At 58.8% G+C, this 23566-nt stretch carries 22 protein-coding genes; 4 read left to right on the top strand and 18 right to left on the bottom strand.

Annotated features, from left to right (window positions below; genetic code table 11):
- Positions 1 to 393 precede the first annotated feature (393 nt).
- The 8 genes from BM074_RS20680 to chvE form a co-directional block, all read right to left on the bottom strand.
- Positions 394 to 1419, bottom strand: a complete 1026-nt coding sequence (locus tag BM074_RS20680) for a histone deacetylase family protein (protein ID WP_091924873.1) — start codon at positions 1417 to 1419, stop codon at positions 394 to 396.
- Entirely contained in the window at positions 1416 to 1919 is a 504-nt protein-coding gene (locus tag BM074_RS20675) for a GNAT family N-acetyltransferase (protein WP_091924870.1), read from the bottom strand. Before BM074_RS20675 ends, BM074_RS20680 begins: the two co-directional genes overlap by 4 nt.
- Positions 1919 to 2851, bottom strand: a complete 933-nt coding sequence (locus tag BM074_RS20670; protein ID WP_091924867.1) for a 3,5-dioxohexanoate:acetyl-CoA acetone transferase — start codon at positions 2849 to 2851, stop codon at positions 1919 to 1921. Before BM074_RS20670 ends, BM074_RS20675 begins: the two co-directional genes overlap by 1 nt.
- Before the next feature lie 7 nt (positions 2852 to 2858).
- Positions 2859 to 4238 carry an aminotransferase family protein gene (locus tag BM074_RS20665; RefSeq protein WP_244533009.1) on the bottom strand — a complete coding sequence of 460 codons (1380 nt, stop codon included), beginning with the start codon at positions 4236 to 4238 and terminating at the stop codon, positions 2859 to 2861.
- Positions 4239 to 4251: 13 nt separating this feature from the next.
- Positions 4252 to 5895, bottom strand: coding sequence for a N,N-dimethylformamidase beta subunit family domain-containing protein (locus BM074_RS20660; protein WP_175499083.1), 1644 nt, complete (start codon positions 5893 to 5895; stop codon positions 4252 to 4254).
- A 134-nt stretch (positions 5896 to 6029) separates the two neighbouring features.
- Complete coding sequence (gene mmsB / locus BM074_RS20655) at positions 6030 to 7229, bottom strand: multiple monosaccharide ABC transporter permease (protein ID WP_027232827.1); 1200 nt, start codon at positions 7227 to 7229, stop codon at positions 6030 to 6032.
- Positions 7226 to 8758 (bottom strand): multiple monosaccharide ABC transporter ATP-binding protein, encoded by a 1533-nt coding sequence (gene mmsA, locus BM074_RS20650; RefSeq protein ID WP_091924933.1) that lies wholly within the window; start codon positions 8756 to 8758, stop codon positions 7226 to 7228. Before mmsA ends, mmsB begins: the two co-directional genes overlap by 4 nt.
- A gap of 157 nt (positions 8759 to 8915) precedes the next feature.
- Positions 8916 to 9977: a multiple monosaccharide ABC transporter substrate-binding protein gene (gene chvE, locus BM074_RS20645; RefSeq protein ID WP_027232829.1), complete on the bottom strand. Its 1062-nt coding sequence runs from the start codon at positions 9975 to 9977 to the stop codon at positions 8916 to 8918.
- A 305-nt stretch (positions 9978 to 10282) separates the two neighbouring features.
- Here chvE and araD1 point away from each other — a divergent pair, with 305 nt between their 5' ends.
- Complete coding sequence (gene araD1 / locus BM074_RS20640) at positions 10283 to 11275, top strand: AraD1 family protein (protein WP_091924865.1); 993 nt, start codon at positions 10283 to 10285, stop codon at positions 11273 to 11275.
- A gap of 28 nt (positions 11276 to 11303) precedes the next feature.
- On the opposite strand, the gene BM074_RS20635 is transcribed toward araD1, so the two are convergent.
- Positions 11304 to 12056, bottom strand: a complete 753-nt coding sequence (locus tag BM074_RS20635; protein ID WP_036815018.1) for a FadR/GntR family transcriptional regulator — start codon at positions 12054 to 12056, stop codon at positions 11304 to 11306.
- A gap of 342 nt (positions 12057 to 12398) precedes the next feature.
- Between BM074_RS20635 and BM074_RS20630 the strand changes: the two genes are divergently transcribed.
- Positions 12399 to 13004, top strand: a complete 606-nt coding sequence (locus BM074_RS20630; RefSeq protein ID WP_091924862.1) for a sulfite oxidase-like oxidoreductase — start codon at positions 12399 to 12401, stop codon at positions 13002 to 13004.
- Positions 13005 to 13014: 10 nt separating this feature from the next.
- The gene (locus tag BM074_RS20625) at positions 13015 to 13764 is read left to right on the top strand and encodes a ferredoxin reductase (protein WP_091924859.1); all 750 of its coding nucleotides are present in this window, start codon (positions 13015 to 13017) and stop codon (positions 13762 to 13764) included.
- 15 nt (positions 13765 to 13779) lie between these two features.
- Here BM074_RS20625 and ugpC read toward each other — a convergent pair whose 3' ends face one another.
- From ugpC to BM074_RS20590, 7 genes are all read right to left on the bottom strand, one after another.
- Positions 13780 to 14850, bottom strand: coding sequence for an ABC transporter ATP-binding protein (ugpC, locus tag BM074_RS20620; RefSeq protein ID WP_091924856.1), 1071 nt, complete (start codon positions 14848 to 14850; stop codon positions 13780 to 13782).
- An 18-nt stretch (positions 14851 to 14868) separates the two neighbouring features.
- Positions 14869 to 15693 carry a carbohydrate ABC transporter permease gene (locus tag BM074_RS20615; protein WP_027232834.1) on the bottom strand — a complete coding sequence of 275 codons (825 nt, stop codon included), beginning with the start codon at positions 15691 to 15693 and terminating at the stop codon, positions 14869 to 14871.
- A gap of 11 nt (positions 15694 to 15704) precedes the next feature.
- Positions 15705 to 16610: a carbohydrate ABC transporter permease gene (locus BM074_RS20610; protein ID WP_027232835.1), complete on the bottom strand. Its 906-nt coding sequence runs from the start codon at positions 16608 to 16610 to the stop codon at positions 15705 to 15707.
- 32 nt (positions 16611 to 16642) lie between these two features.
- Positions 16643 to 17971: an ABC transporter substrate-binding protein gene (locus BM074_RS20605; protein WP_162737161.1), complete on the bottom strand. Its 1329-nt coding sequence runs from the start codon at positions 17969 to 17971 to the stop codon at positions 16643 to 16645.
- A gap of 57 nt (positions 17972 to 18028) precedes the next feature.
- Positions 18029 to 18688, bottom strand: coding sequence for a GntR family transcriptional regulator (locus BM074_RS20600; protein WP_027232837.1), 660 nt, complete (start codon positions 18686 to 18688; stop codon positions 18029 to 18031).
- A gap of 39 nt (positions 18689 to 18727) precedes the next feature.
- Positions 18728 to 19618 carry a dihydrodipicolinate synthase family protein gene (locus tag BM074_RS20595; protein ID WP_091924853.1) on the bottom strand — a complete coding sequence of 297 codons (891 nt, stop codon included), beginning with the start codon at positions 19616 to 19618 and terminating at the stop codon, positions 18728 to 18730.
- Between the two features lie 160 nt (positions 19619 to 19778).
- Positions 19779 to 20699 (bottom strand): PfkB family carbohydrate kinase, encoded by a 921-nt coding sequence (locus BM074_RS20590; RefSeq protein ID WP_091924850.1) that lies wholly within the window; start codon positions 20697 to 20699, stop codon positions 19779 to 19781.
- Between the two features lie 190 nt (positions 20700 to 20889).
- On the opposite strand from BM074_RS20590, the gene BM074_RS20585 reads away from it, so the two are divergent.
- Entirely contained in the window at positions 20890 to 21780 is an 891-nt protein-coding gene (locus BM074_RS20585; protein ID WP_091924847.1) for an MBL fold metallo-hydrolase, read from the top strand.
- A gap of 57 nt (positions 21781 to 21837) precedes the next feature.
- On the opposite strand, the gene BM074_RS20580 is transcribed toward BM074_RS20585, so the two are convergent.
- Positions 21838 to 22722, bottom strand: coding sequence for a 2-hydroxy-3-oxopropionate reductase (locus tag BM074_RS20580; RefSeq protein ID WP_027232841.1), 885 nt, complete (start codon positions 22720 to 22722; stop codon positions 21838 to 21840).
- A 4-nt stretch (positions 22723 to 22726) separates the two neighbouring features.
- Positions 22727 to 23542: a hydroxypyruvate isomerase gene (gene hyi / locus BM074_RS20575; RefSeq protein WP_027232842.1), complete on the bottom strand. Its 816-nt coding sequence runs from the start codon at positions 23540 to 23542 to the stop codon at positions 22727 to 22729.
- Between the last annotated feature and the right edge of the window lie 24 nt (positions 23543 to 23566).

The raw sequence follows: 23566 nt of genomic DNA, 5'->3' as shown, positions 1-23566 counted from the left end.
CGCCCACGTTTCTCTTTCTTCCATATGAAATTGTCAAAGAACCGACCATGGCATAAACCACCGTCAATAAACCGGCTTCAACCGGCACGAATTCAACCCTCCGGCCAAACCCGAAGGAATGTCACTTCCGCAACAATCCCTTAAACCTTGCCAAGGACCGCTTGCACCAACACGTCAGTCTCGCAACCAACCATCCTGCAAACCTTAGGGCGCATTCAGCAACCGCCAGCGGCGCCCCGCCCTCGTTGTGCCGGTATATAGACCCCGCCCAACAAAACTGTCAACACGCCTTTTTCAATTTCTCCAAACTTTTTCCAACCAACAACCAACACTGTGGATAAGCGCGATTTCATGCCTGCCGACAACGCATTCTTCACCAAATGTCCGGCCGCCTCAGCGCATCGAGCCAAAGCCCGTCAGGAACGAGGTGAGATTGTCGGAAAGCGCATCGCAGAGGTAGCCGCCCTCCTGAACGATGACGGACGGCAGGCGCAAGGCCGCAATGCGTTCGGCAATTTTTGCGAATCCCGCGGTGGATACCGAGAGCCCGCCGAAAGGATCGCCCTCGAAGGCATCAAGGCCAAGGGCGACGACGAGCGCCTGCGGTGCAAAGGCCTCGATGCGCCGGCATGCGGAGTCGAGAGCTTCCAGAAATATATCGTCGCCGGATTTGCGTGCGAGCGGCAGGTTGTAATTATAGCCGAGCCCTGCCCCCTCGCCGCGCTCGTCGGCATAGCCCCAGAAGAATGGATAGAAGCGCACCGGATCGGCATGAATCGACACGGTCAGGACGTCGGCTCGGCCATAGAAAATCCCTTGCGTACCGTTGCCATGATGCAGATCCACGTCAAGAATAGCCACGCGATCAGCATGCTTGCGCAGCGTTTGCGCGGCGACCGCAGAATTGTTGATGAAGCAGAACCCGCCGGCAACGTCGGCGAAGGCGTGATGACCGGGTGGCCGGCAAAGGGCATAGGCGGCTGGTTCACCCGACATCACCGTTGCGGCTGCCTCCACCGCGCTCCAGGCGCTCCAGCAGGCACTCTCGAAGGTTTCCGCGGAAATCGGGCAGGACGTATCGGCCATGTGGTAGCCGGCCTGGCCGACCGCCGAGGCTGGATAGCTGCCGGAGCGATTGATCGGGTGAATATTTGGAATGACTTCGTGCGAGGCGCCCGGGATCAACTGCCAGCGCCGATGGATGTTTTGCAGGAACTCGAGATATTCCGGCGAATGCACCGCTGCGATCGGGGCGAGGCCATGATCGGACGGGTGATGAATGCTGCAACCTGCGGCCCGCGCGCCGGCAAGCAGGCGATCGATACGTACGGGTTTTTCCGGATTGGGCTGCGGAGCGCCGCTCGAAAGGAAGCCCTTCGGGTCGTGACGCCGCTGCTCTTCCGCATAGAACGTTTTCATCGCCCCTCCTCGTCGATCTCATGTTCCGCCAATGCGACAAAGGCGTCGCCATATATGGCGTGGATATGTTCGGCTTGCGACCACTCTATGCCAAGGCGGCCATAGAAATTCTGGGCGCCGAGATTGGCCGTATCCACGGAAAGCCGCAAGTAAGCGGCACCGTTTTCGCGGGCGCGGGCGGCAGCCGCCTTGAGCAGGCGCTCCCCGACCCTGCTGCCGCGAAAGGCCGGCTCGACGTAAATGTCCTGAACATAGATGCCGGGCCTGCCCCGCCAGGTTGAGAAACTTCGAAAGTACAGGCACATGCCGGCAAAGGCGCCGCCGATCTCGGCGATGAGCGTTTCGAAAGCAGGCTTGTCGCCGAAACCGTAGCGCGCAAGGTCCTCCGGCGAACTCGTCACCCGCGCTTCAGACCCCATGCCCCGTGCCATCGCAACAATCGCATGATGCAAGAGCTGCACGTCGCTGGCCTCGGCGAGGCGAATGGAAACGGGAGCCATCAGAAGGCCACCCTGTCGCCGCCCTTCAAGGCGAGCATGCTACGCGCCTCGGCTGGCGTTGCCACATCGAGCGACAGGGCATCGAGAACCGTCCGGATGCGCCGCACCTGATCCGCGTTGGACCGAGCAAGTTCGCCGCGCCCGAGCATGAGGCTGTCCTCGAGGCCGACCCGCACATTGCCGCCCATCGCGGCGGCCATCGAAATCATCGGCATCTGGTGTCGACCCGCTGCCAGCACCGAGAAATCGTAGCTGTCGCCGAAGAGCTTGTCGGCAATACGCTTCATATGAGTAAGATTTTCAGGATCAGCCCCGATGCCGCCGAGAACCCCGAACACGAACTGGATGAAAAGCGGCCCAGCGACAAGCCCGCGATCACGGAAATGGGCAAGCGTATAGAGATGGCCGACATCGTAGCATTCGAACTCGAAGCGCGTGCCACAGCCCTCGCCGAGCCGCTTCAAAATATCCTCCATGTCGGCGAACGTGTTCTTGAAGATGGTGCTGCGCGTCGCTTCGAGGAGTTGCGGCTCCCATTCGTGCTGCCACGCTGTGTAGCGGTCAAGGGCAGGAAAAAGCCCGAAATTCATCGAGCCCATATTGAGCGAACACATTTCCGGTTCGGCGCGAAGCGCCGCAGCGAGGCGGTCGTCGAGCGTCATCACCGAGCTGCCGCCGGTCGAGATATTGATGACCGCATCGCAGGCCTGCTTGATACGCGGCAGGAATTGCATGAACACGGCAGGATCGGCAGAGGGCCGGCCGCTTTGCGGATCGCGCGCATGCAGATGCAGGATCGAAGCGCCCGCCTCCGCCGCATTGATGGCCTGCGTTGCGATCTCGTCCGGCGTGACGGGAAGGTACGGGCTCATGGTCGGCGTATGAACCGAACCGGTGACCGCGCATGTGATGATGACTTTTTTCCTCGCCATATCGCCCTCAACCGTTGACGGGAAGATCGAGTTCGCTTGCGAGCTGGCGCAGCGTATCGTCAAGCATATTTGCGATTTCCACGATCTCGTCGCGGGTAATGATCATCGGCGGACATACCAGGAAATGATCGCCCTCGACTCCGCCGCGCGTACGCCGCGAATAGATGATGAGGCCCTTGTCATATGCGATATCGACGACGCGCTGGAAGGCGTTCTTCTCCTTCGGCAATGGCCGCATCGTCGATTTGTCGGAGACGAATTCCGCAGCGAGAAGCAAGCCCTTGCCGCGCACATCGCCGATGAACGGATAGCGGGCGGCCAGCGCAACGAGCTCGGCCTTGAGAAGTTCGCCCATGGCCGCGGCATTGCCGACGAGATCATGCCGCTCGATCTCGTCAAGAACCGCGCCGCCGGCAGCGCAGGCCAGCGGATTTCCGGCATAGGTATAGCCGTGCTGGAAGCCGCCATGGTCAAGCACCGGCTGGACCATGCGCGAGGGTGCTACCATGGCGCCGAGCGGGCTATATCCGGAGCCGAAACCCTTCGAAAGGGCGATGAGGTCCGGCCGGCAATTCCAGTGGTCGCCGCCAAGGAACTTGCCGGTGCGGCCGACGCCGCTCATGACTTCGTCATGGATCAAAAGCACGCTGTAGCGGTCGCAAATCTCGCGAATCCGGCGGTAATAGCTGTCGGGCGCAACGAGCGCGCCGGTTGATGCGCCGCCGATCGGCTCCATGATGAAGGCGAGGACTTCTTCCGGCCCTTCTGCGAGGATCGCTTCTTCGAGCTTGTCGGCGTAGCGCAGGCCGCGTTCCTCCATCGAGAAATTATCGCGGTCGAGATAGGCGGTGGGCGCCGGAATGCTCGGCATTTCCTTCATCATCGGCCGGAATGGATCGGTGAGCGCCGCATAGCCCGTAACCGCAAGCGCACCCAGCGTGCCGCCGTGATAGGAGGGGAAGCGCGATATGACCTTCCAGCGCCGGCTTTGGCCAATCGCCAGCGCGTATTGCCGGGCGAACTTCAGGCAGGATTCGACTGCTTCCGAACCACCCGAGACGAAGAAAACCTTGTCCATGCCCGCCGGCATATAGGTCGAGATGCGGCGTGCGAGATCTTCGGCGGGCTCGTTCTCGAAATGCAGCCGATACGCGAACGTGACCTTGTCGAGCTGCTTCTTCATCGTCTCGATGACATGGCGATTGCCGTGGCCGATATTCACCACCATGGCGCCGCTCGAACCGTCGATATAGCGGTTGCCCGCCTGATCCCACAGGTAAATACCCTCGGCCCGGTCGACGAGCGGACGCCGCAGGCGGCTTTGGTAGAAGAGGTGCGAGGCGGCGCGCGGTGCGGGCGTGATCTTCGGCATGGGCTGGCTGGACATCGTTATTCCGTTGTTATCGTTGAAGGTAGCGGTCGAGGACGTTGGCAGTGACACGTTCGACCATTGGATCGCGGCGCAAGAGGCCTGAAACCCACTCGCAGGTTCCGGCGTGGAAGACCTCGCCCTTGCCGCGTGGAAAGTTTACGATCATGCCAGCGCCGCGCTTGTAGCGCTCTACGGCAGCGTCGCCATGATTGCCGGCAAGGACATCGGCAACGAAGAGCGCATCCTCGTCGCCGAGGAACTGGGTGTCCGCAGGGATATCTGCGCTTTCCTCCTTGAGCGAGGAGAGACCAAGGCCAAGAATCTGCAATCCTCCCGGCGGGTTGCCCTCACCAGTCGGCTCCGGCAGCCCGTGACGGATCACGTAGTCGAGGCCATCAACCTCGTAGCCGAAAATGTGACTATCTGCACCGAGGACGTCGCCATAATAGATGCCCGTCCCCGCGAAAGCCCAATGCTCCGGCCGGTAGATCGGAAACCCGCGCGCGCCTCGCGGTGCGCAGCCGCCCCAGCCGGCATAAAGTCCATACGTGGCATTGAGGCCGAAGGTCTCGGCGCCCGGGCGGCCGATTTCCTTCGCCTCCCATGAATTTGTGACGCGGCGAATATCGCCCGCGTGATAGAAGGGGTCTTCGGCGCGGGCGCGATATTTATAGCAGACCTGACGCTTGCCGGCGTTCTCGAGGCGGGTCTGCCACATGAAATTGCCGGCAAAGCGGGCGACGCGGCCGCCCCTATCGACATAGTCGTCAACGGCATCGCGCATCTCCCAGGTCCAATACTCGTCATGGCCGACGAAGACGACACAGTCATAAAAACCGATCAGATCGGGGGAAAAATGCAGTTCGTGCTGGGTGACAAGATCGATGCCATAGCCTGCACTCTCCGCCCAGCGAAAAAAGTGGCTGTCATAGCTGGCCCACCCCGCCGAGGCATATTTCTTGGAATAGCCGTTGGCATAGGCCCACTCCATGTGCGGATAGCGGGGCACCTTCGCAGGCGGAAGCGTGATTTCGAGCGGCACCCGCGGGGCTGTGGCGGGCAGGCGCACGAAGCCTCGCCCAAACGGTCTTTCCATGCTCACGATCGGCGCAAACTGATTACGTTCCGGGCCGGTTATGCCCTGATAGTGGTTGGAGCCTCCCCAGCTGTTATAGGCAGCCCATGTTCCACTGGCCGCGACCTGGAGAATGCGGCCGGCCTTTCGCCCTCGCGCCGGCTGCACGATAAACAGATGGTCGCAGGCGATGGGCGCGCCCTTGCGGCCCTCCGCTGTCAATCGCACCCGGTAGGCACCGGACGGCCACTCCGTTCCTATATTGAAATCAAATGCCGCCTCCCAGCCGCACCCTTCGACGGAGCATTGATCCGGGGTTTCCTGCCAGTAAGCACTGATATTCTCGGCTTCGAAGACGACCTCGACAGAGGCACCATCGCGGAAGATTTCTATAGCGAAGGTCGGCGCCGTCGAGCTGACGAAAAGCGTCACCCGTGCGCCCGGCTCATAGGACCATGCGTCGGTGTAGCACCAGATTTCGCCGCGATCGCCATCCATGCCCGGATATTCGTAATAATGGCCGAGCACGGCTTCACGCCGTTCGGATTCGGTCAGTCCAAAGTCGGGAAAATCAGATCTTACGTGCACGATGGCCACCTCCCTGGCCAGGATCGTTCACATTCATGCATCCCCCGTGACGAATAGTCAAAATGCGGCGGGGCAATGCCGGAGCTATCAACGACCGGCCGCACCCTTGCACGCCCGGTCGACTCTTGTTTTCAGAAAAGCGACTATGCCTTGTTCTTGTTGTAAACGTCGAAGACCACGGCTGCGAGGAGAACCAGTCCCTTGATCACCTGCTGCCAATCGATATTGACGCCCATGATCGACATGCCGTTGTTCATGACGCCCATGATGAAGGCGCCGATCACCGCCCCCATGACCTGGCCAACGCCACCCATCGCCGAAGCGCCGCCGATAAACACGGCCGCGATAACGTCGAGTTCGAAGCCGAGGCCGGCCTTCGGCGTTGCGGTGTTCAACCGCGCCGCAAAAATCAGTCCGGCGAGAGCCGCAAGCACACCCATGTTGACGAAGGTGAAGAACGTTAGCCGCTCGGTCTTGATCCCGGAAAGCTTCGCCGCCTTTTCGTTGCCGCCCATGGCATATATACGCCGCCCGATGGTCGTGCGCTTGGTCACGAACACGAAGAGCGCGATCAAAAGCGACATGACGATGAGGACGTTGGGAAGCCCCTTATAGGACGAGAGCAGATAGGTCAGGTAAAGGATGATACCGGCAATGATCAGGTTTTTGGCGACGAAGAGCGCAAAGGGCTCACCTTGATAGCCATGCTTCTCGCGCTTGGCGCGTCCGCGAATGCTGAAATAGATCATGAGCGCGACGAGGACGATGCCGATGAGCATTGAGGTTATGTTGAAGGTCGTTCCGCCAAAAACATCGGGAATGAAACCCGAGCTTAAAAGCTGGAATTGCTGCGGGAATGGTCCCACCGACTGGCCGCCGAGCAGCCAGAGTGCAAGGCCCTTGAAGACAAGCATGCCGGCGAGCGTCACGATGAATGACGGGATCTTGTGATAGGCGACCCAATAGCCCTGCGCCGCGCCGATGGCGCCGCCCATGATCAGGCAAAGGATGGTTGCGGGAATGTAGTGGATGTGCCACTGCACCATCATCACGGCGGCAAGCCCGCCGACAAATCCCGAGACCGAGCCGACCGAAAGGTCGATGTGCCCTGCCACAATGACGAGCAGCATGCCCAGCGCCATGATGATGATATAGCTGTTCTGCAGCACCAGATTCGTCAGGTTGACCGGGCGGAAAAGCGTTCCGTTCGTGGTGAACTGGAAGAAGATCATGATGAGGATCAGGGCGAGCACCAGACCGTATTCGCGAAAATTGCCTTTCACGGCCGATCCGTCGGTCTTGAAATCCTTCTTTCCCTGCGTTGCTGCTGTTTCGATAGTCATGATGCTTTCCCTTCAGCACGGATAATGGCGCGCATGATCTTTTCCTGGCTGGCTTCGCTTGCCGGCATTTCGCCGACGAGCCTGCCCTGGTTCATCACATAGATCCGGTCGCAGACGCCAAGCAGCTCCGGCATTTCCGATGAGATCATCAGGACGCTTTTGCCTTCGCTTACCAATTGGTTGATGATTGAATATATCTCATATTTTGCGCCGACATCGATACCGCGCGTGGGCTCGTCCAGGATCAAAAGTTCGGGATTGGCGAAGAGCCATTTCGACAGAACCACCTTCTGCTGATTGCCGCCGGAAAGGTTGCCCGTCTTCTGATAAATGCTCGACGAGCGGATATTCGTTTTGCGGCGATATTCATTCGCCACTTTCAGCTCGGCCATGTCGTCGATGACACCATTCTTCGATACGCCGTCGAGATGGGCGATCGTCGTGTTGTGCTTGATATGGTCGATCAGGTTGAGCCCGTAGGTCTTTCGATCTTCCGTGACATAGGCAATGCCGTTGTCGACCGCCTTGCCGATCGTCGAGACATCGACCTTCTTGCCCTTGATGAAAACCTCGCCGCTGATCTTCTGGCCGTAGGCCTTGCCGAAGACACTCATGGCGAACTCCGTGCGGCCCGCGCCCATCAATCCGGCAATGCCGACGACCTCGCCTTTGCGCACATTGAGATTGATGCCGTTGACGACGGTTCGGTCGCCATGGATGTGGTGGTGAACGACCCAGTCCTTCACCTCGAACACCACCTCGCCGATGTTGGGGTCCCGCGTCGGAAAGCGATCCGCCAATTGGCGCCCGACCATCAGGGTTACGATGCGGTCCTCGGAAATGTCCTTCTTGTCCAGTGTCTCGATCGTCGCGCCGTCGCGCAGGACGGTGATGCGATCGGCAACCTTACCGACTTCATTGAGTTTGTGCGAAATCAGGATCGAGGAGATGCCGTGCGCCTTGAATTCCAATAGGAGGGAAAGCAGCGCGTCGCTGTCCTTTTCGTTGAGGCTCGCTGTCGGCTCATCAAGAATGAGCAGCTCGACCTCCTTGGAAAGCGCCTTGGCGATTTCGACAAGCTGCTGCTTGCCGACGCCGAGATTGGTGATCAGCGTCAGCGGATCTTCCTTGAGCCCGACCTTGGCAAGGAGTTCGCGGGTACGCGATTCTGCGACATGCCAGTCGATGATGCCGAATTTTGCCGGTTCGTTGCCGAGGAAAATGTTCTCCGCAATGGACAGCAAGGGAACCAGAGCCAGTTCCTGGTGGATGATGATGATGCCCTTGTGCTCGCTGTCGGCGATATCGCGAAAGTGCTGTTCTTCACCCTTGTAGTGGATTTCGCCCTCGTAGCTACCATGCGGATAGACGCCGCTCAGCACTTTCATCAGGGTCGATTTGCCGGCCCCGTTCTCGCCGACGAGCGCGTGAATCTCACCCTTGCGCACATTGAGATTGACATTGTTGAGCGCTTTCACACCAGGAAACGTCTTGGTGATGTTGCGCATTTCGAGGATAGTATCCATCAAGGTCCTCATCGATGCCCTTGCGACCGCTGGTCCGGCATCGCTCCCTTTGCATTTTTATTGGGCTTTGCGGTGCATTACCACCGGATTCCGCCAAAGCCACTTGTCAAGAAAACAAACCCCGCGCGGTAAGGCGCAGGGTTCGCTTCAGTTCGGTTGATTACTTCACCTGGTCTTCCTTGTAGTAGCCGGATCCAACGAGAATTTCCTTCCAGTTGGACTTGTCGACTTCGACTGGCTTCAGCAGGTAGGCCGGAACGACCTTGACGCCGTTGTTGTACGTCTTGGTGTCGTTGATTTCCGGCTGGTCGCCCTTGAGAACGGCGTCAATCAGGTTGGACGTTACCTTGGCAAGGTCACGCGTGTCCTTGAAGATCGTCGAATACTGCTCGCCGGCAATGATCGACTTGACCGACGGTACTTCCGCATCCTGACCGGAAACGAACGGGAATGGCTGATCCTTGGTGCCGTAGCCGACGCCGCGCAGCGACGAGAGAATACCAATCGACAGACCGTCATAGGGCGACAGAACGGCATTGACCTTCTTGTCGGTGTAGTAGGCCGAGAGGAGGTTGTCCATGCGTGCCTGGGCGACGGCGCCGTCCCAACGAAGCGTACCGACCTTGTCCATGCCCATCTGGCCAGATTGTACGACGAGCTTGCCGCTGTCGATCAGCGGCTGCAGGACGGACATTGCGCCATTGTAGAAGAAGAAGGCGTTGTTATCGTCAGGCGAACCGCCAAAGAGTTCGATGTTGAACGGGCCGGCTGCGTCCGGCAGTCCAAGTGCCTTCACCAGTGACGAGGCCTGGAGCACGCCAACCTGGAAGTTGTCGAACGTGGTATAATAGTCGACATTCGGGCTGTCACGGATCAATCGGTCGTAGGCGATGACCTTGATGCCGGCATCATGTGCCTGCTGAAGGACATTCGATAGGGTCGTACCGTCGATCGCTGCGATGACCAGAACCTTGACACCCTTGGTGACCATGTTCTCGATCTGGGCGAGCTGGTTTGGAATATCGTCTTCCGCATACTGCAGATCGGTATTGTAGCCGCGCTCTTTCAGCGTCTTGACCATGTTGTCGCCATCGGCGATCCAGCGGGCCGAGGATTTCGTTGGCATCGCAATGCCGACAGTGCCCTTGTCCTCAGCAAAGCTTTGCGCGCCTAACACGCTCAATGCGAGCAGGCTTGCAGCAAATAGTTTCAGGATTTTCACGTCTGTTCCTCCCAGTTTTCCATCAAATTCGATGCGGCAATCCGAGCCTCAGCCGTTGGATTTTGTGCACCGAACCAGTTCCTCCCAGAGCGGGGTCGCAAAACACTTATCGCAAAAGTATTACTTTTGAAATAGGCCTTTACGTGTGTCGAAAAAATGTCGCGACCCCCTGGCGACGCTCGGCGGCATTAGCCGGCCAAGCCGTTTACATCAATATAATACTATTATATTATTTTTGGAAGAAGGTTCGGCCGCTTATGTGTGGGACCTATAATTCATATACCCAAATATGCGGGAGGAAAGCCTTGAATTTGGTTCAATTGATCAATGCCAATGGAAAGCGGCAGGTTGCCGCACGTGTTGGCGATGAGTTCCGGCACGTAAAGCGCACAAAGTCTGTGCTCGAACTCGCTCATGCTGCCATCGAGGCCAAGACCAATATCGCAGAAATTGTCGAAAGCCGCGGCCTGGGCAAGAAGGTAGACGTCGAAGCGGCCTATCGGGAGGACCGCCTCCTTGCCCCGATCGATACCCATGATTCGGCGCATATCCACCTCACAGGTACCGGCCTTACGCATCTTGGTTCCGCGGCGACCCGCGACGCAATGCACCGCAAAATCGGCGACGCCAAGGAAGAGACGCTGACCGATTCGATGAAGATGTTCCGCATGGGTCTCGACAACGGCAAGCCCAAGAAGGGCCAGACCGGCGTGCAGCCGGAATGGTTCTACAAGGGCAACGGATCGATGCTGACGGCACCAGGCGAGCCACTCCTGTCGCCCGCCTTCGCTGACGATGCGGGCGAGGAACCGGAGATTGCTGGTATCTACGTCATCGGCCCCGACGGTTCGCCGTTTCGCATTGGATTTGCTCTCGCGAACGAATTCTCCGATCACGTCATGGAGCGCGTCAACTACCTTTATCTGGCTCATTCCAAACTTCGGCCCTGTTCTGTCGGTCCAGAGCTGATCGTGGGCGACCTGCCTGCTGATATCCGCGGAACGTCGCGCATACTGCGCAAGAACAGGACCGTCTGGGAGAAGCCGTTCCTGTCGGGCGAGGACAACATGTCCCACACGATCGACAATCTCGAACACCATCATTTCAAATACAGTGTATTCCGCCAGCCCGGCGACGTTCATGTGCATATGTTCGGGACGGCCACGCTCTCTTTTGCCGATGGTGTAAAGGCAGAAAATGGCGACATCTTCGAAATCGAAGCGCCGGCGTTCGGTTTGCCGCTTCGCAACCCGCTCAAAATCGAAAAGCCGTCCAAGGTGAAAGTCAAAACTCTCTAGACTCTGGGCAATATGCGGATCGCCGACTCTACCCGGCGGTCCCCTGCCCCGCGGCGACGACGCGCTCGGCGCCTTCGCGTATCACCACACGCATAGCCTCTTTCGCCGCCTCCGCATCGCCGGCCTTGATGGCGTCGGCGATTGCCGCGTGCCTTGCGACGGAACGCACGTGGCTTTCGGAGTTCGGGATCGGCGAACTAATGGTAAACGTGGTGACCAGCGCGACTTCAATCAGCGCACTGATGGATCGCATGAAGGGGTTTCCCGAGGCCTCGGCAATGGCGATGTGAAACTGCAGATCGCTGTAGACGAAATCGGCCGCGGATTCGCTCGCGCTGCCCATCCTGCCAACCCAGTGGTAGAGCGTTTCAAGCTGATCCTCGGTGCGGCGCAAGGCAGCAAGGCCCGCCGCTTCCGGCTCCAGAGCCAGCCGCATCTCGACGATGCTCGAAAGGAAATGGGCGCTTGCCCCTGCCTCGAAATGCCAGACGAGGATGTCGGGATCGAACAGGTTCCAGTGCGAACGCTCGCGCACCCGCGTGCCGATCTTGGCTTTCGGCTGAATGAGGCCCTTGGCAGCAAGCGTTTTCAGCGCCTCACGAAGAACAGTACGCGAGACACCGAACCGATCCAGGAGTTCGGCATCGCCGGGCAGAATCGTGTTTTCCGGGTAAGCGCCGCTGATGATCTTCAGGCCGAGATCACGCATGACGTGGCCATGATGGGTACGTGATTGGCCCGCCGTGCGGAAGTCATAGTTGAGGAGATCGTTGTCTGCCAACTTTTTGCCTGCTATGTGCTTCGTGGGCAAAATCAGCCAACATTTGCCGCTGCTTAGCGCGTAAGCGGCAATGCCTCCCAGCTGTCCTCCCAACCTCTTGCCTCTATTTATAATATAATAATATCAATAACAATCTACAAAGCTTTATGCACCCCCGAATCAGTCATTTTGATCGGTCGTTCGACGTCCCTATTATCGCAAACCGTGGGACTTGCACGTCGCCACTTGCATTATTTGATCGCTTTTCAGAACAACTTGCGCATGGATGCGCGGCACGGTTGATGCCGCGCACTTGGCCGCGGCTGGAAGCTGTGTTCTTATAAATCGAAGGAGACAGCAGACATGACGACACGCGGCTTTACGGGCCGGGGGCAATCCCCTGATATCAAGGATCGCGTCCCGCCGGGGCAATCGCTGACAGAAGATTTTCCGGTTCTTTCTGCCGGTCCGACGCCGCGGGTTCGCACAGAAGATTGGAAGTTCACCCTCAAAGTTGGACCGAAGCCGGTCATCTCCTGGAACTGGGACGAGTTCAACGCGATGCCGCAAACGAAGCTTACCCGCGACATTCATTGCGTGACCGCCTGGTCGAAGCTCGATACGCACTGGCAGGGCGTGCTCATCGACGATATCCTTGCCGAAGCCAATCTCGAACCGCCCACCGACTTTCTTCTCGCGCATGGCTACGACGGCTATACGACGAACGTGCCGGTCAAGGATCTTACCGGTGGCAGGGCGATGATCGCAACGTCCTACGACGGCAAGCCGCTGACCGCTGATCATGGCGGACCAGCACGGCTGCTCGTGCCGCACCTTTATTTCTGGAAGTCGGCAAAATGGATCAACGGCCTGCAGTTTACGGCGCGCGACGAACCTGGCTTCTGGGAATTGCGCGGCTATCACATCTATGGTGATCCGTGGCGCGAACAGCGTTACACCGGCGATTAGGGCCTGAACCGTGCAGGACCAATCGGCGAACGCGCGGGTTGAATGGCAAACGGCGACCATAACCGGGGTCGTGCGCCAGACAGCCCGCGTCAGCAGCTTTTTCTTCGCTCCCTCCGTACCTTTTATCTACAAGGCCGGCCAACACGTCGATGTCCGGCTGAGTGCGCCGGATGGCTATCAAACGCAGCGAAGCTATTCCATCGCCTCTACTCCCGATAGCGGCGCAACGATCGAACTTGCCATCGAGCGGCTCGATGATGGCGAGGTATCGACCTTCTTTCATGACGTGGCGCAGATCGGCGACGAGATCGAATTGCGCGGGCCGATCGGCGGACATTTCATCTGGACCGTCGCTGATGGCGGGCCGATAATGCTGGTCGGTGGCGGCTCCGGTGTCGTGCCCCTCGTCTCCATGCTGCGCCATCGTAAGGCGCGGAATTCGACTATCCCGGCACTTCTTCTCTATTCGGCGCGAAGCTGGGATGAACTGATTTTCCGCGATGAACTGCTTGCCCTTGCCGAGTCAGAAAACAATTTCGACTTGGCGCTTGCCCTGACGCGCGACCCGGTGGCGCGCGCAAACCACTATACCCGTCGCATCGATGCATCCATCGTCACCGAAACCCTGGCCCGCCTTCCGGCTCCGCCCAAGCAAACGTTTGTCTGCGGCTCCAATGCATTCGTCACCACCGCTGCCGACGCACTGGTCGCGGCAGGCATACCCGCCGGCTCCATCCGTGTGGAGCGGTACGGCGTCTAGCGAAACAACCTGTGCCTAATGGGCAACCGGCCTGCCGATGCGCATTCCGTTGCCCGCGTCAAACAGATGCGCATGTGCCGGGTCAATCGAGACCGTAATCATATCACCCGGCCGGATCGAGAGTCGTTCGCGGAAGAGGCAGTTGATCTCCTGATCGCCGATCCTGCCCACCACCATGATTTCCGATCCGGTGGGCTCCACGACGTCTACCTTTACCGCGACGCCCTCGGATGCGACCTTTATGTGTTCCGGGCGAATGCCGTAGATAGCCTCATTGGAAGACGCTCTGTCCGTGCCCTTCGGCAGCGGCAGTCGCACACCATCACTCGTTACGAAAGCGTCGCCTTCGACCTTGCCCCCGATAAAGTTCATGGCCGGGGAACCAATAAAGCCGGCAACAAAAAGGTTCGCCGGATAGTCGTAAAGGTCGAGCGGCGTGCCGATCTGTTCGACCAACCCGTCCTTCATGACCACGATCTTGTCGGCCATGGTCATGGCTTCGATCTGGTCGTGCGTCACATAGACAATGGTCGTGCCGAGGCGCTGGTGCAGGCTCTTTATCTCGCTGCGCATCTGTACACGAAGCTTGGCATCGAGATTCGAAAGCGGTTCGTCGAATAGAAAAACTTGCGGATCACGCACGATGGCCCGGCCCATGGCCACACGCTGGCGCTGGCCACCCGAAAGCTGACGCGGAAACCGGTCGAGCAGTTTCTCGAGCCCGAGAATTTCAGCGGCGCGGCCGACGCGGCTCGCCTTTTCCTGCTTCGGCGCATTCTTGAGCATGAGCGCAAAGCCCATATTATCGGCGACCGTCATGTGCGGATAGAGCGCATAGTTCTGGAATACCATGGCAATGTCGCGTTCCTTCGCAGGCAGGTCGTTGACCACGCGATCGCCGATGGCGATTTCGCCGCCGGTGATCTCCTCCAGGCCGGCAATCATGCGCAGAAGCGTCGACTTCCCGCAGCCGGACGGCCCGACGAGAATGACAAATTCACCGTCATCGATATCGACGGAAACGCCGTGCATGACATTAACATTACCGTACGTCTTGGTGACGTCTTTGATGGAGACCGAGGCCATGCGACCCTCCTTGGATAATCAGCCGCCCTTGACCGCGCCGGCGGTAAGCCCGGCGATGATCTGGCGTTGCGCAAAAACGGTGAGCAGCAGAACCGGCAAGGTCACGATAAAGGCGGCAGCCGCAAGCGGTCCCCAACTTACCTGCTCAAATGAAAGCATATTGTAGACAGCGACGGGCAAAGTCCGCGTCTCGCGGCTGGCAAGCACAATGCCGAAGACGAAGTTGTTCCAGGAGAAGATAACCGCGAGGATGAGCGACACGACGATGCCGGGCTTGGCAATCGGTAGGGCCACCATGCGAAATACCTGCCAGGACGTCGCGCCGTCGATCATTGCCGCCTCTTCGAGCTCCATCGGCGTCGTCTCGAAATAGCCGATCATGATCCAGATCACGATCGGAACCGTCACCACGAGATGAATGATGATCTGCGGCCACAGCGTTCCGAGCAGGCCGAGGGTTTGGAACAGGAGAAACAGTGGAATGAGATAGGAAAGTCCCGGCGTCATGCGCGCGATCATGACGACGATGGCTGCCTTGTTTGCGCGCAGTCGGGCGATGCCATAGCCGGCCGGCACCCCGACAAGCAGCGCAAGCAACGTCGCCGTACCTGTCACCAGCAGACTGTTCCAGAAGTAGTGAAGGAAATCGTTTGTCGCAAAGATCTCCGTGTAGTTCGACCAGGCAAAATTCTCCGGAATGAAGATCGGAGGATAGGCGCCGTTGTCGATTTCATATTTCAGCGAAAGCGACAGCATCCACAGAAAGAAGAAGATCGCGGGCGAAACGATGACGAACACGACAAGGGCGGTTCCGAGGGACTTCAGCAGGCGGCGGCGGGCCATCAACGGTCTCCTCAGCTATTCCACTTTGTCCGCTGGCGCAGATAAAGTAGAGCCAGCGACATTGTGATGATGACGATGAAAAACACGACGGCGAGCGCCGAACCGTAGCCAATGTCGTAATAGGCAAAGGCCACATTGTAGAGATAGATATTGATCGTTTCCGATGCGGTTCCCGGGCCGCCCTGCGTCATGGCAAAGATGATGTCGAAGCTTTTGAGCGCATCGATCGAGCGGATAATCACGGCAACCATCATGAACGGCAGGATCATCGGCAGCGTGATATAGCGAAACTTCTGCCAGCCATTGGCGCCGTCGATTTCAGCGCTCTCGAAGGGGTCGCGCGGCATGGCTGCGAGACCGCCGAGAACGATGAGCATGACGAGCGGCGTCCACTGCCAGGTTTCGACAAGAACCAGCGACGGTATCACCGTGTTCTGGTTGAAGATCCATTCCTGCGGTCCGATGCCGACGAGCGACAGAAGATAATTGAGGACGCCGAGCTGCGGGTGGAACATCATGGTCCACACCAGCGCGATTGCAACGGGCGTTGCCATCATCGGCATGACGAAGATACCGCGCAAAAGGCCGCGCATCGGCAGTTTGCTGTCAAAGACCAGGGCGGCAATCGTGCCAAGAACCAGAGGGGCCACAACCGACAAGACGGTGTAGACCACCGTGTGAACCATGGACTCCCAGAAGCGCTGGTCACCGGCGATGCGGGCGAAGTTGGCGAAGCCAACAAAGCGCTGGTCACCGCCGAGATGCCACTCATTGGCGCTCATCCAAAGGGTGAACGCCCAGGGGAAAATGATGACCGCCCCGACAATGACCAATGCCGGCACGACAAAGGGCCAATAGCTCGGCTTGAGCCGGCTCTTGCCTTTCTTCGCTTTGGCATCTTGCGCAAGACGGGTCATTGTCGGTGCAGCTGTTGTCATGACGACTTCGCCTAGCTTTCGCTGCGCGCGAGGACGGGACGGAACTCCTCCGTGGCGCGCTTCAATTCAGTTGCGGGATCGGCGCCGCCGAGCAGATTGGTCAGTCCGACACCCATCACATCGCGGAATTCGGTGACGGGGATGATGACGGGCAGACAGAGCTTGCTGACCTTGGCCGATTCCGAAAGCGCCGTGACCCAATCCTGCGGCATGGTTACGTTCTTGCGCACTTCTGGGTCGTTGAGGATGGAGTTGCGGAATGGGACGCCGGAACCCGTCTGCAGCAAGCGTGCACCCATCTCCTTCGAGATTGCCCATTGGCAATAGAGGTAGGCGGCTTCCTTGTTTGACGAGCCTTCCGTCACGCCGATGCCGTCGCCGAATGTCGGCGCAGCCTGGGCATTCGGTCCCTTGGGCATGACGCCGTAGCCGACCTTGCCGACGACACGCGATTTCTGCGGGTTTTCGAGCGGCGGTGCAAAACCGATACCATCGAGCCACATGGCAACCTTGCCCTGGAGGAAGCTTGACTGGCACTCGGCCCAATTGAAACCGGTGACGCCGGGAGGTGCCGATTTGGTCATCAGCCGCTGGTACAAGGTGGCCGCTTCGATCGCTTCGGGCGTATCGGTCTGCAGGGTTCCGTTTTCCACTGTGCTCTTGCCATAGCCGAGCATCAGGCTCGCCCAGACGGGGGTGTTGGCGTTCTTCATGCCGCGCGCGACGAAACCATAGGTTCCGCTTGCCGCATCGGTGAGCTTTTCGGCAGCTGCAACCAGTTCGTCGAACGTCTTCGGATACTCGACGCCCTTCGCGGCAAAGAGGTCCTTGTTCCAATAGAGAATCCAGTAGTCGACGGAAAATGGGAGCCCGCCGAAACGGCCATTCTGATCCTTTGCGAAGGCGAGGCCAGCTTCGGCGAAATCGCTCTCGGTAAGGCTCGGTTCGGTAAGGCTCGGATCCTTGAGGAACGGAGTAAGGTCAGCCAGCCATCCACCCTTTTCAAACTGGCGCTTCTGCACGTGATAGCTGATGTGGATGACGTCGAAGCTCGGCTTGCCGGAGGTCAGCTCGATCACCGCCTTCTGGCGCTGCTGCTGTTCCGGCGTCTGTTCGGAATTGACCTTGATGCCGGTCAATTCCTCGAATTCCTTCTGGTATTTCTGCAGGATATCGCCGCGCGGGCTCTTGATCAGGTTCACCTCGAGTGTCGTGCCGGCGAATTTCTTCCAGTCGACATTGGCGAATGCGGGCTTCAGGCCGGTCATGCTTGCAGCGCCGAGCGCTGCCGAACCTGCCAGAAACTGCCGGCGTGTCGGGTTCAGGAATTTCATGCTCATTGTCTCCTCCTCGTGTCGTTTTTCGACGGGGCAACTCCCATTGCCGGTGTCGGGCTTTCAAACCTTCAATGCAAGATTCCTCGCATTGTTGATGTGCACGGCTATCGCTTCCATAGCTGTCGGCGGATCGCGGCTCTCGATCGCAGTCAGCACCGCGAGATGTTCGCGCATGACCGGAATGACCCGGCCGGTGATGCGGAACCGCTCCTGATTGATGAGCCGCATCTTGATCGCATTGATCCGATAGGCCCGCGAAATGATCCCGTTATCGAGCGAATCGATTATCGTTTCATGCAGGTCCCAGTCTATAGCCTGAGCGCGCAGTTCGAGCTCCGGCGTTTCCCTGTTCTGCAGGGCCTCTTCAAGCGTATCCTCATGCTCCTTGCGCAGCTTCGCCAGAAGATCTTCGGACGCGGAAACGCAAAAGACGGCAATAGCCTCCTTCTCCATGAACAGGCGGAACTGAAAAGCCTCCCGGATCAGGTTGATATCGATATGCGCGATCTGTATGCCGCGCTGCGGTATGGTCCGGACGAGACCTTCGGCCTCAAGCCGCGGCACCAGTTCCCGAATCGCGCCGAGCGGCATGCCCGTCATCGCCACGAGTTGGCGTTGTGAGACGAACTGCCCTGGACTGATATCGCGGGCAAGGAGATGCTCCGTGAAACTTGCATAGGCTTTTTCTCGCAGTCTCACCGGTTCGTTGCCATCATCCATGCGCGATCTCCGTCCCCCGAGCCCTCAGTTACTCCCTTATTACGCAGCGGCAGCAATAAACAAGCGGTCGAAAATGCCGGTGACCCGCTTGGCGTCCGTATCCGAAAGGCCCTGCAGTGGCGCTCGCGTCCGGCGCCAAGCATCGTCCTGATTATGATGCGCCAGAATGGCCTTCACGGCAGGCACGACCGGGAACTTCAAAATCTCTTCGACAGCCTCGATAACAGCCGGATCGTCGCGGCCCTCTTCGATGAGCGGCAGCAGGCGGTCAGGATAGAGATTGGCCATGCCTGAAATCGACCCTTGCGCGCCGAGCCGAACCGCTGCGGCCAGGGTGCGTTCGTCACCGATCAGGATGGCGAGATCCTTGTGCTTGGCAAGAAGTGCCTGGGTATAGGTCCAGTTGCCCGAGGAATCCTTGACACCCGCGATCGCACCGGGAAACGCTTCGCGCAAACGGGAGACCAACGCGACCGAAATCTCGACAGCAGTGACCGATGGGATATTGTAGATGATAATCCCGCGTAGGCCCGCACCCATTTCCTCGAACACGGCCGAGAACCAGTCAAAAAGCCCATCGTCACTGACATTCTTGAAGTAGGACGGCGGAGCGAGCAGTACGCCGCGGCACCCGGCATCAAGAGCGAGCCGAGACTGCGCAGCAGCATCGACATACGAATTGGCCATCACGCCGACAATGATCTGCGACGGCTCAAGCCCACCTTCGATAAATGCACGAATGACATTACCGCGCTCATCATAACCGATCGAGGAGCCCTCTCCCGTCGTGCCGAAGAGGGTAACACTGCGGCAGCCACGGCCGAGACAATCCTGCGCATGCGCGAGTGCCTTCGGCACGTCGATTCGCATGTCGGCGTCAAAAGGCATGGTCAATGCTGCGGAAAGTCCAAATCGTTCAGCCCGAGACACCTGCTTCTCCCAATCTCATTGCTCACTAGAGACATACTAACATGTTAGTTGAAAGTCAACGTGTCTGTCCTGACTTTTTAGTCAGCGAAATTGGCGCTGATTAGGCTGGCGCTTCCTTCGTTTGCGTAGATTTGTCCGCCCCCGTCCCCAATGTGCCCGTCTAGGTCAGGAAGGCGTCGAGTTCGGCTTTCGTCGGCGCACCGCTTCTGCCACCGAAGCGGGAACACTTGATTGCAGCCGCGGCACTGGCAAAGCGCATGATCTGATAGATTGGGTAATTGCGCGACAGTGCCCAGGCAAAGGTGCCGTGGAACACGTCACCGGCAGCAAGCGTATCGACGACATCCACCTCGAATGCGGGCATATGACGCACCTCCCCTTCAAGTTCATCGTACCAGAACGAGCCTTTGTTACCCGCAGTCACCGACACAAACGCGCCATCGCGGCCATAAAGGGCGGCCAGCGCAACGGTCGCCTTTTCGGGATCGCTTTCGCCAGTCACCCGTTCGGCGGCCGGCTCGGAAGCCACGATGTGCGAGGCGAGCGGCAGCAGCATTTCCAGCGTTTCGAGTGAAGCGGTGTCGGCGTCGAGAATACCATGGACCTCAGCCTCGCGCGCTGCCTTCAGGACCTTTGCCGCCGCAAGCGGCCAGCGAACATCCGTCATCACAACGTCGAAGGTGCCGTCGATAACCGGCGGGATTTCACTCGGGGCGGAGAGCAATCCTGCATCGTAATAGGGAACGATAACCCGTTCGCCCGCCGCGTCGACGAATATCGAAGAGAACGCCGAACGGCCATCGGCAACGCTGCGCACGTGCGAGCAATCGACGCCCTCGGCGGTGAGTTCGGCGACGGCGCGCCGCCCGATCTCGTCATCGCCCGTCGAGGCGAACAACGAGACGCTGCCGCCTAGCCGCGCGATGCTGGCTGCTGCACTCGATGCCATGCCGGCAGCAATTTCGACCGCCTCCAGGGGAATATACTTTCCGGGCCCGGGCGGCAGCCGGTCCAGCCGGAAGATCGTGTCCATGGTGAGCGCGCCCACACAGAGAATTTTCGGAGTGGCTTCATTGGCCATGGAATGGAACCTTACAGAGGAAGTTTGGCAGCGATGTTGCGCCGGGAGACGCCCGCGGGCAGGCATCAGTTAGCGTTTCTAAGGTGTGCTTGGCAACAGGGTCGCTCGCGATCTACAACCCTTGGAGGTAATTGACTTTCCGCGTCGAAACCGGAGACACTTGGTCCCACTTTCACGGGGGAATCGCACAATGAAAGAGGCCGCCTTGAAACCGGTCGTCTACGCGCTTTTCGACAAGCGAACCAGTTCAGTCCAGTATGTGGTCAGCGATCCGTCGATGAAGCATTGCGCCATCATCGACCCGGTGCTGGATTTCGACGAAAAATCAGGTTCCACCGCGACGTTCAATGCTGATCAGATCCTGGAATATATCGACCGCAACAACCTGAAGGTCGAGTGGATCCTCGACACCCATCCCCATGCCGATCATTTTTCCGCCGCTCAATATCTCCGATCGAAAACCGGCGCGCCAACGGCAATCGGCGACCACGTCGTCGAGGTCCAGGAGCTATGGAAGAAGCTTTACAACTGGCCGGACTTTCCGGCCGACGGCTCGCAATGGGACAAGCTGTTTGCGGCGGGCGAAGGCTTCAACATCGGGGCGCTAGAGGGACGCGTAATGTTCTCGCCGGGTCACACGCTGGCTTCAATCACCTATGTCATCGGCGATGCAGCCTTTATCCACGACACGATGTTCATGCCGGACAGCGGCACCGCCCGTACGGATTTTCCAGGGGGCAGCGCCGAACAATTGTGGCAATCGATCCAGGCGATTCTCGCATTGCCGGACGAGACGCGTATTTTCGTTGGCCACGACTATCAACCAGGGGGACGCGAACCGCTTTGGGAAAGTACGGTCGCCGCACAGAAGGCGAGCAATACGCATATAGCCAAATGCCGAGACGCCGCTGATTTCGTCGCGATGCGCAGGGCGCGGGACAAGACCTTACCTATGCCGCGACTGATCCTTGCGGCGCTGCAGGTCAACATCAATGGCGGCCGACTGCCGGCGCCGGAATCGAACGGAAAGCGCTATCTGAAGATACCGCTAGACGCCCTCGACGGCGCAAAGTGGGATTAGCGAAGAGGCCCGCTACCGCAAGGATAGCGAGCCTCCCTCCTCCCCAAGATTCAGGTCTCAGGCGACCTCGTGATTCGCAATGCGCTCGAGCGCTCGAACAAGACCCGAATGGTCGAGGCCGCTGTCGCCATTGGCTGCGCAACTGTTGAAGAGTTCCTGCGTCGACGCCGTGTTGGGCAGGGAAACGCCCAGGGTTTTCGCGCTCTGCAGAGCGAGATTGAGGTCCTTCTGATGCAGCGAGATACGGAAACCCGGATCGAAGGTGCGCTTGATCATGCGATCGCCATGCACTTCGAGGATACGCGACGAGGCAAAACCGCCCATCAGCGCCTCGCGCACCCGGGCCGGGTCTGCCCCCGCCTTGGAGGCAAGGACCAGCGCTTCCGAAACCGCCTCGATGGTCAGGGCAACGATGATCTGGTTGGCAACCTTGGTCACCTGCCCATCGCCGCAATCCCCGACCAGCGTAATGTTCTTGCCCATCAGCTTGAAGAGCGGCAGCGCGCGGTCGAAAGCCTCCTGCGAGCCGCCGGCCATGATGCTGAGCGTTGCGCCCTTGGCGCCGACCTCGCCGCCCGAGACCGGGGCATCGATATATTCGCTGCCCGTCTCGCGCACCTTTTTGGCAAACTCCTTGGTTTCGATCGGCGAGATCGAACTCATGTCGATGACGAGCTTGCCCGGCTTCAACCCGAGAACGACGCCGTTTTCACCAAAAAGAACGTCCTTCACTTCCGGCGTGTCCGGGAGCATCAGGATGATAATGTCAGTCTGTTCGGCAAGCGCCTTGGGGCTCTCGACGATCTTGAGACCATTGTCGATGAGTTCCTGCTTCGGGGCGATGAAGAATTTCGACGTGTAGAGCACATGCCCCGCGTCCTGCAGGTGGCGCGCCATCGGCGTGCCCATGATACCCAATCCAATGAAACCTATGTCAGCCATTTACTCAGCTCCTCATCCTGATGATATCCGCTTGCTTGTAAGCAGCTGATGTTTCGTTCAGCCAGCCAAGCCCGCGTTGCGTTTCCGTTTTTGGTTTGTATTCGCAGCCGATCCAGCCGTCATAGCCGCCGGCGTCGAGTGCCTTGAACACGAAAGGATAATTGATCTCTCCGGTACCCGGCTCGTGACGACCGGGATTGTCGGCCAGCTGCACGTGAGCGATCAGTTGCTTGTAGCGCTCATATGTTGCGACGAGTTCGCCGTGCGTCCGCTGCTGGTGATAGAGGTCATACTGGATAAAGAGGTTGTCGCTTCCGACTTCTTCGATGATTGCGGCCGCCTGTTCGACCGTGTTGAGGTAGAACCCCGGAATGTCGTAGGTGTTGATCGGTTCGATCAGCAGCCGAATATCGTATTTCGCGAGTTCCTGAGCGGCCAGGCGAAGATTGTGCACGAAAGTGGTGCGCAGCGCATCTTCGGAAAGGCCATTCGGAGCGATGCCGGCAAGGCAGTTGATCTGCTTGCAGCCTAACGCCGTCGCATAGTCGATTGCCGTCGCAACGCCCCTCCGGAACTCGTCGATACGATCCGGGAGAACGGCAATGCCGCGCTCCCCCGCTGCCCAGTTTCCGGCCGGAAGGTTATGCAGAACCTGGACAAGATTGTTGTCGGCCAGGACCTGTTTCAGCTCCTCGACATTATAGTCGTAGGGGAAGAGGTATTCGACGGCTTCAAAGCCGGCTTCGCTTGCCAGCGCGAAACGTTCGAGAAACGGCACTTCGTTGAAAAGCATCGTCAGATTGGCGGCAAATCTAGGCATTCATGCCTCCTGAAGAAATGAAAT

This window comes from Phyllobacterium sp. CL33Tsu, assembly GCF_900113985.1.
In the GTDB taxonomy this organism is placed as follows: Bacteria; Pseudomonadota; Alphaproteobacteria; order Rhizobiales; family Rhizobiaceae; genus Phyllobacterium; species Phyllobacterium pellucidum.
The sequence above is the reverse complement of the archived record's forward strand: the minus strand, read 5'-3'. Positions and strand labels throughout refer to the sequence as shown.

What these genes read in the sequence shown, in the direction of transcription:
- BM074_RS20680 (WP_091924873.1), bottom strand. Translation starts at nt 1,419, where the DNA reads ATGAAAACGTTCTATGCGGAAGAGCAGCGGCGTCACGACCCGAAGGGC.
- BM074_RS20675 (WP_091924870.1), bottom strand. Translation starts at nt 1,919, where the DNA reads ATGGCTCCCGTTTCCATTCGCCTCGCCGAGGCCAGCGACGTGCAGCTC.
- BM074_RS20670 (WP_091924867.1), bottom strand. Translation starts at nt 2,851, where the DNA reads ATGGCGAGGAAAAAAGTCATCATCACATGCGCGGTCACCGGTTCGGTT.
- BM074_RS20665 (WP_244533009.1), bottom strand. Translation starts at nt 4,238, where the DNA reads ATGTCCAGCCAGCCCATGCCGAAGATCACGCCCGCACCGCGCGCCGCC.
- mmsB (WP_027232827.1), bottom strand. Translation starts at nt 7,229, where the DNA reads ATGACTATCGAAACAGCAGCAACGCAGGGAAAGAAGGATTTCAAGACC.
- BM074_RS20630 (WP_091924862.1), top strand. Translation starts at nt 12,399, where the DNA reads ATGACGACACGCGGCTTTACGGGCCGGGGGCAATCCCCTGATATCAAG.
- ugpC (WP_091924856.1), bottom strand. Translation starts at nt 14,850, where the DNA reads ATGGCCTCGGTCTCCATCAAAGACGTCACCAAGACGTACGGTAATGTT.
- BM074_RS20615 (WP_027232834.1), bottom strand. Translation starts at nt 15,693, where the DNA reads ATGGCCCGCCGCCGCCTGCTGAAGTCCCTCGGAACCGCCCTTGTCGTG.
- BM074_RS20610 (WP_027232835.1), bottom strand. Translation starts at nt 16,610, where the DNA reads ATGACCCGTCTTGCGCAAGATGCCAAAGCGAAGAAAGGCAAGAGCCGG.
- BM074_RS20605 (WP_162737161.1), bottom strand. Translation starts at nt 17,971, where the DNA reads ATGAGCATGAAATTCCTGAACCCGACACGCCGGCAGTTTCTGGCAGGT.
- BM074_RS20600 (WP_027232837.1), bottom strand. Translation starts at nt 18,688, where the DNA reads ATGGATGATGGCAACGAACCGGTGAGACTGCGAGAAAAAGCCTATGCA.
- BM074_RS20590 (WP_091924850.1), bottom strand. Translation starts at nt 20,699, where the DNA reads ATGGCCAATGAAGCCACTCCGAAAATTCTCTGTGTGGGCGCGCTCACC.
- BM074_RS20585 (WP_091924847.1), top strand. Translation starts at nt 20,890, where the DNA reads ATGAAAGAGGCCGCCTTGAAACCGGTCGTCTACGCGCTTTTCGACAAG.
- BM074_RS20580 (WP_027232841.1), bottom strand. Translation starts at nt 22,722, where the DNA reads ATGGCTGACATAGGTTTCATTGGATTGGGTATCATGGGCACGCCGATG.
- hyi (WP_027232842.1), bottom strand. Translation starts at nt 23,542, where the DNA reads ATGCCTAGATTTGCCGCCAATCTGACGATGCTTTTCAACGAAGTGCCG.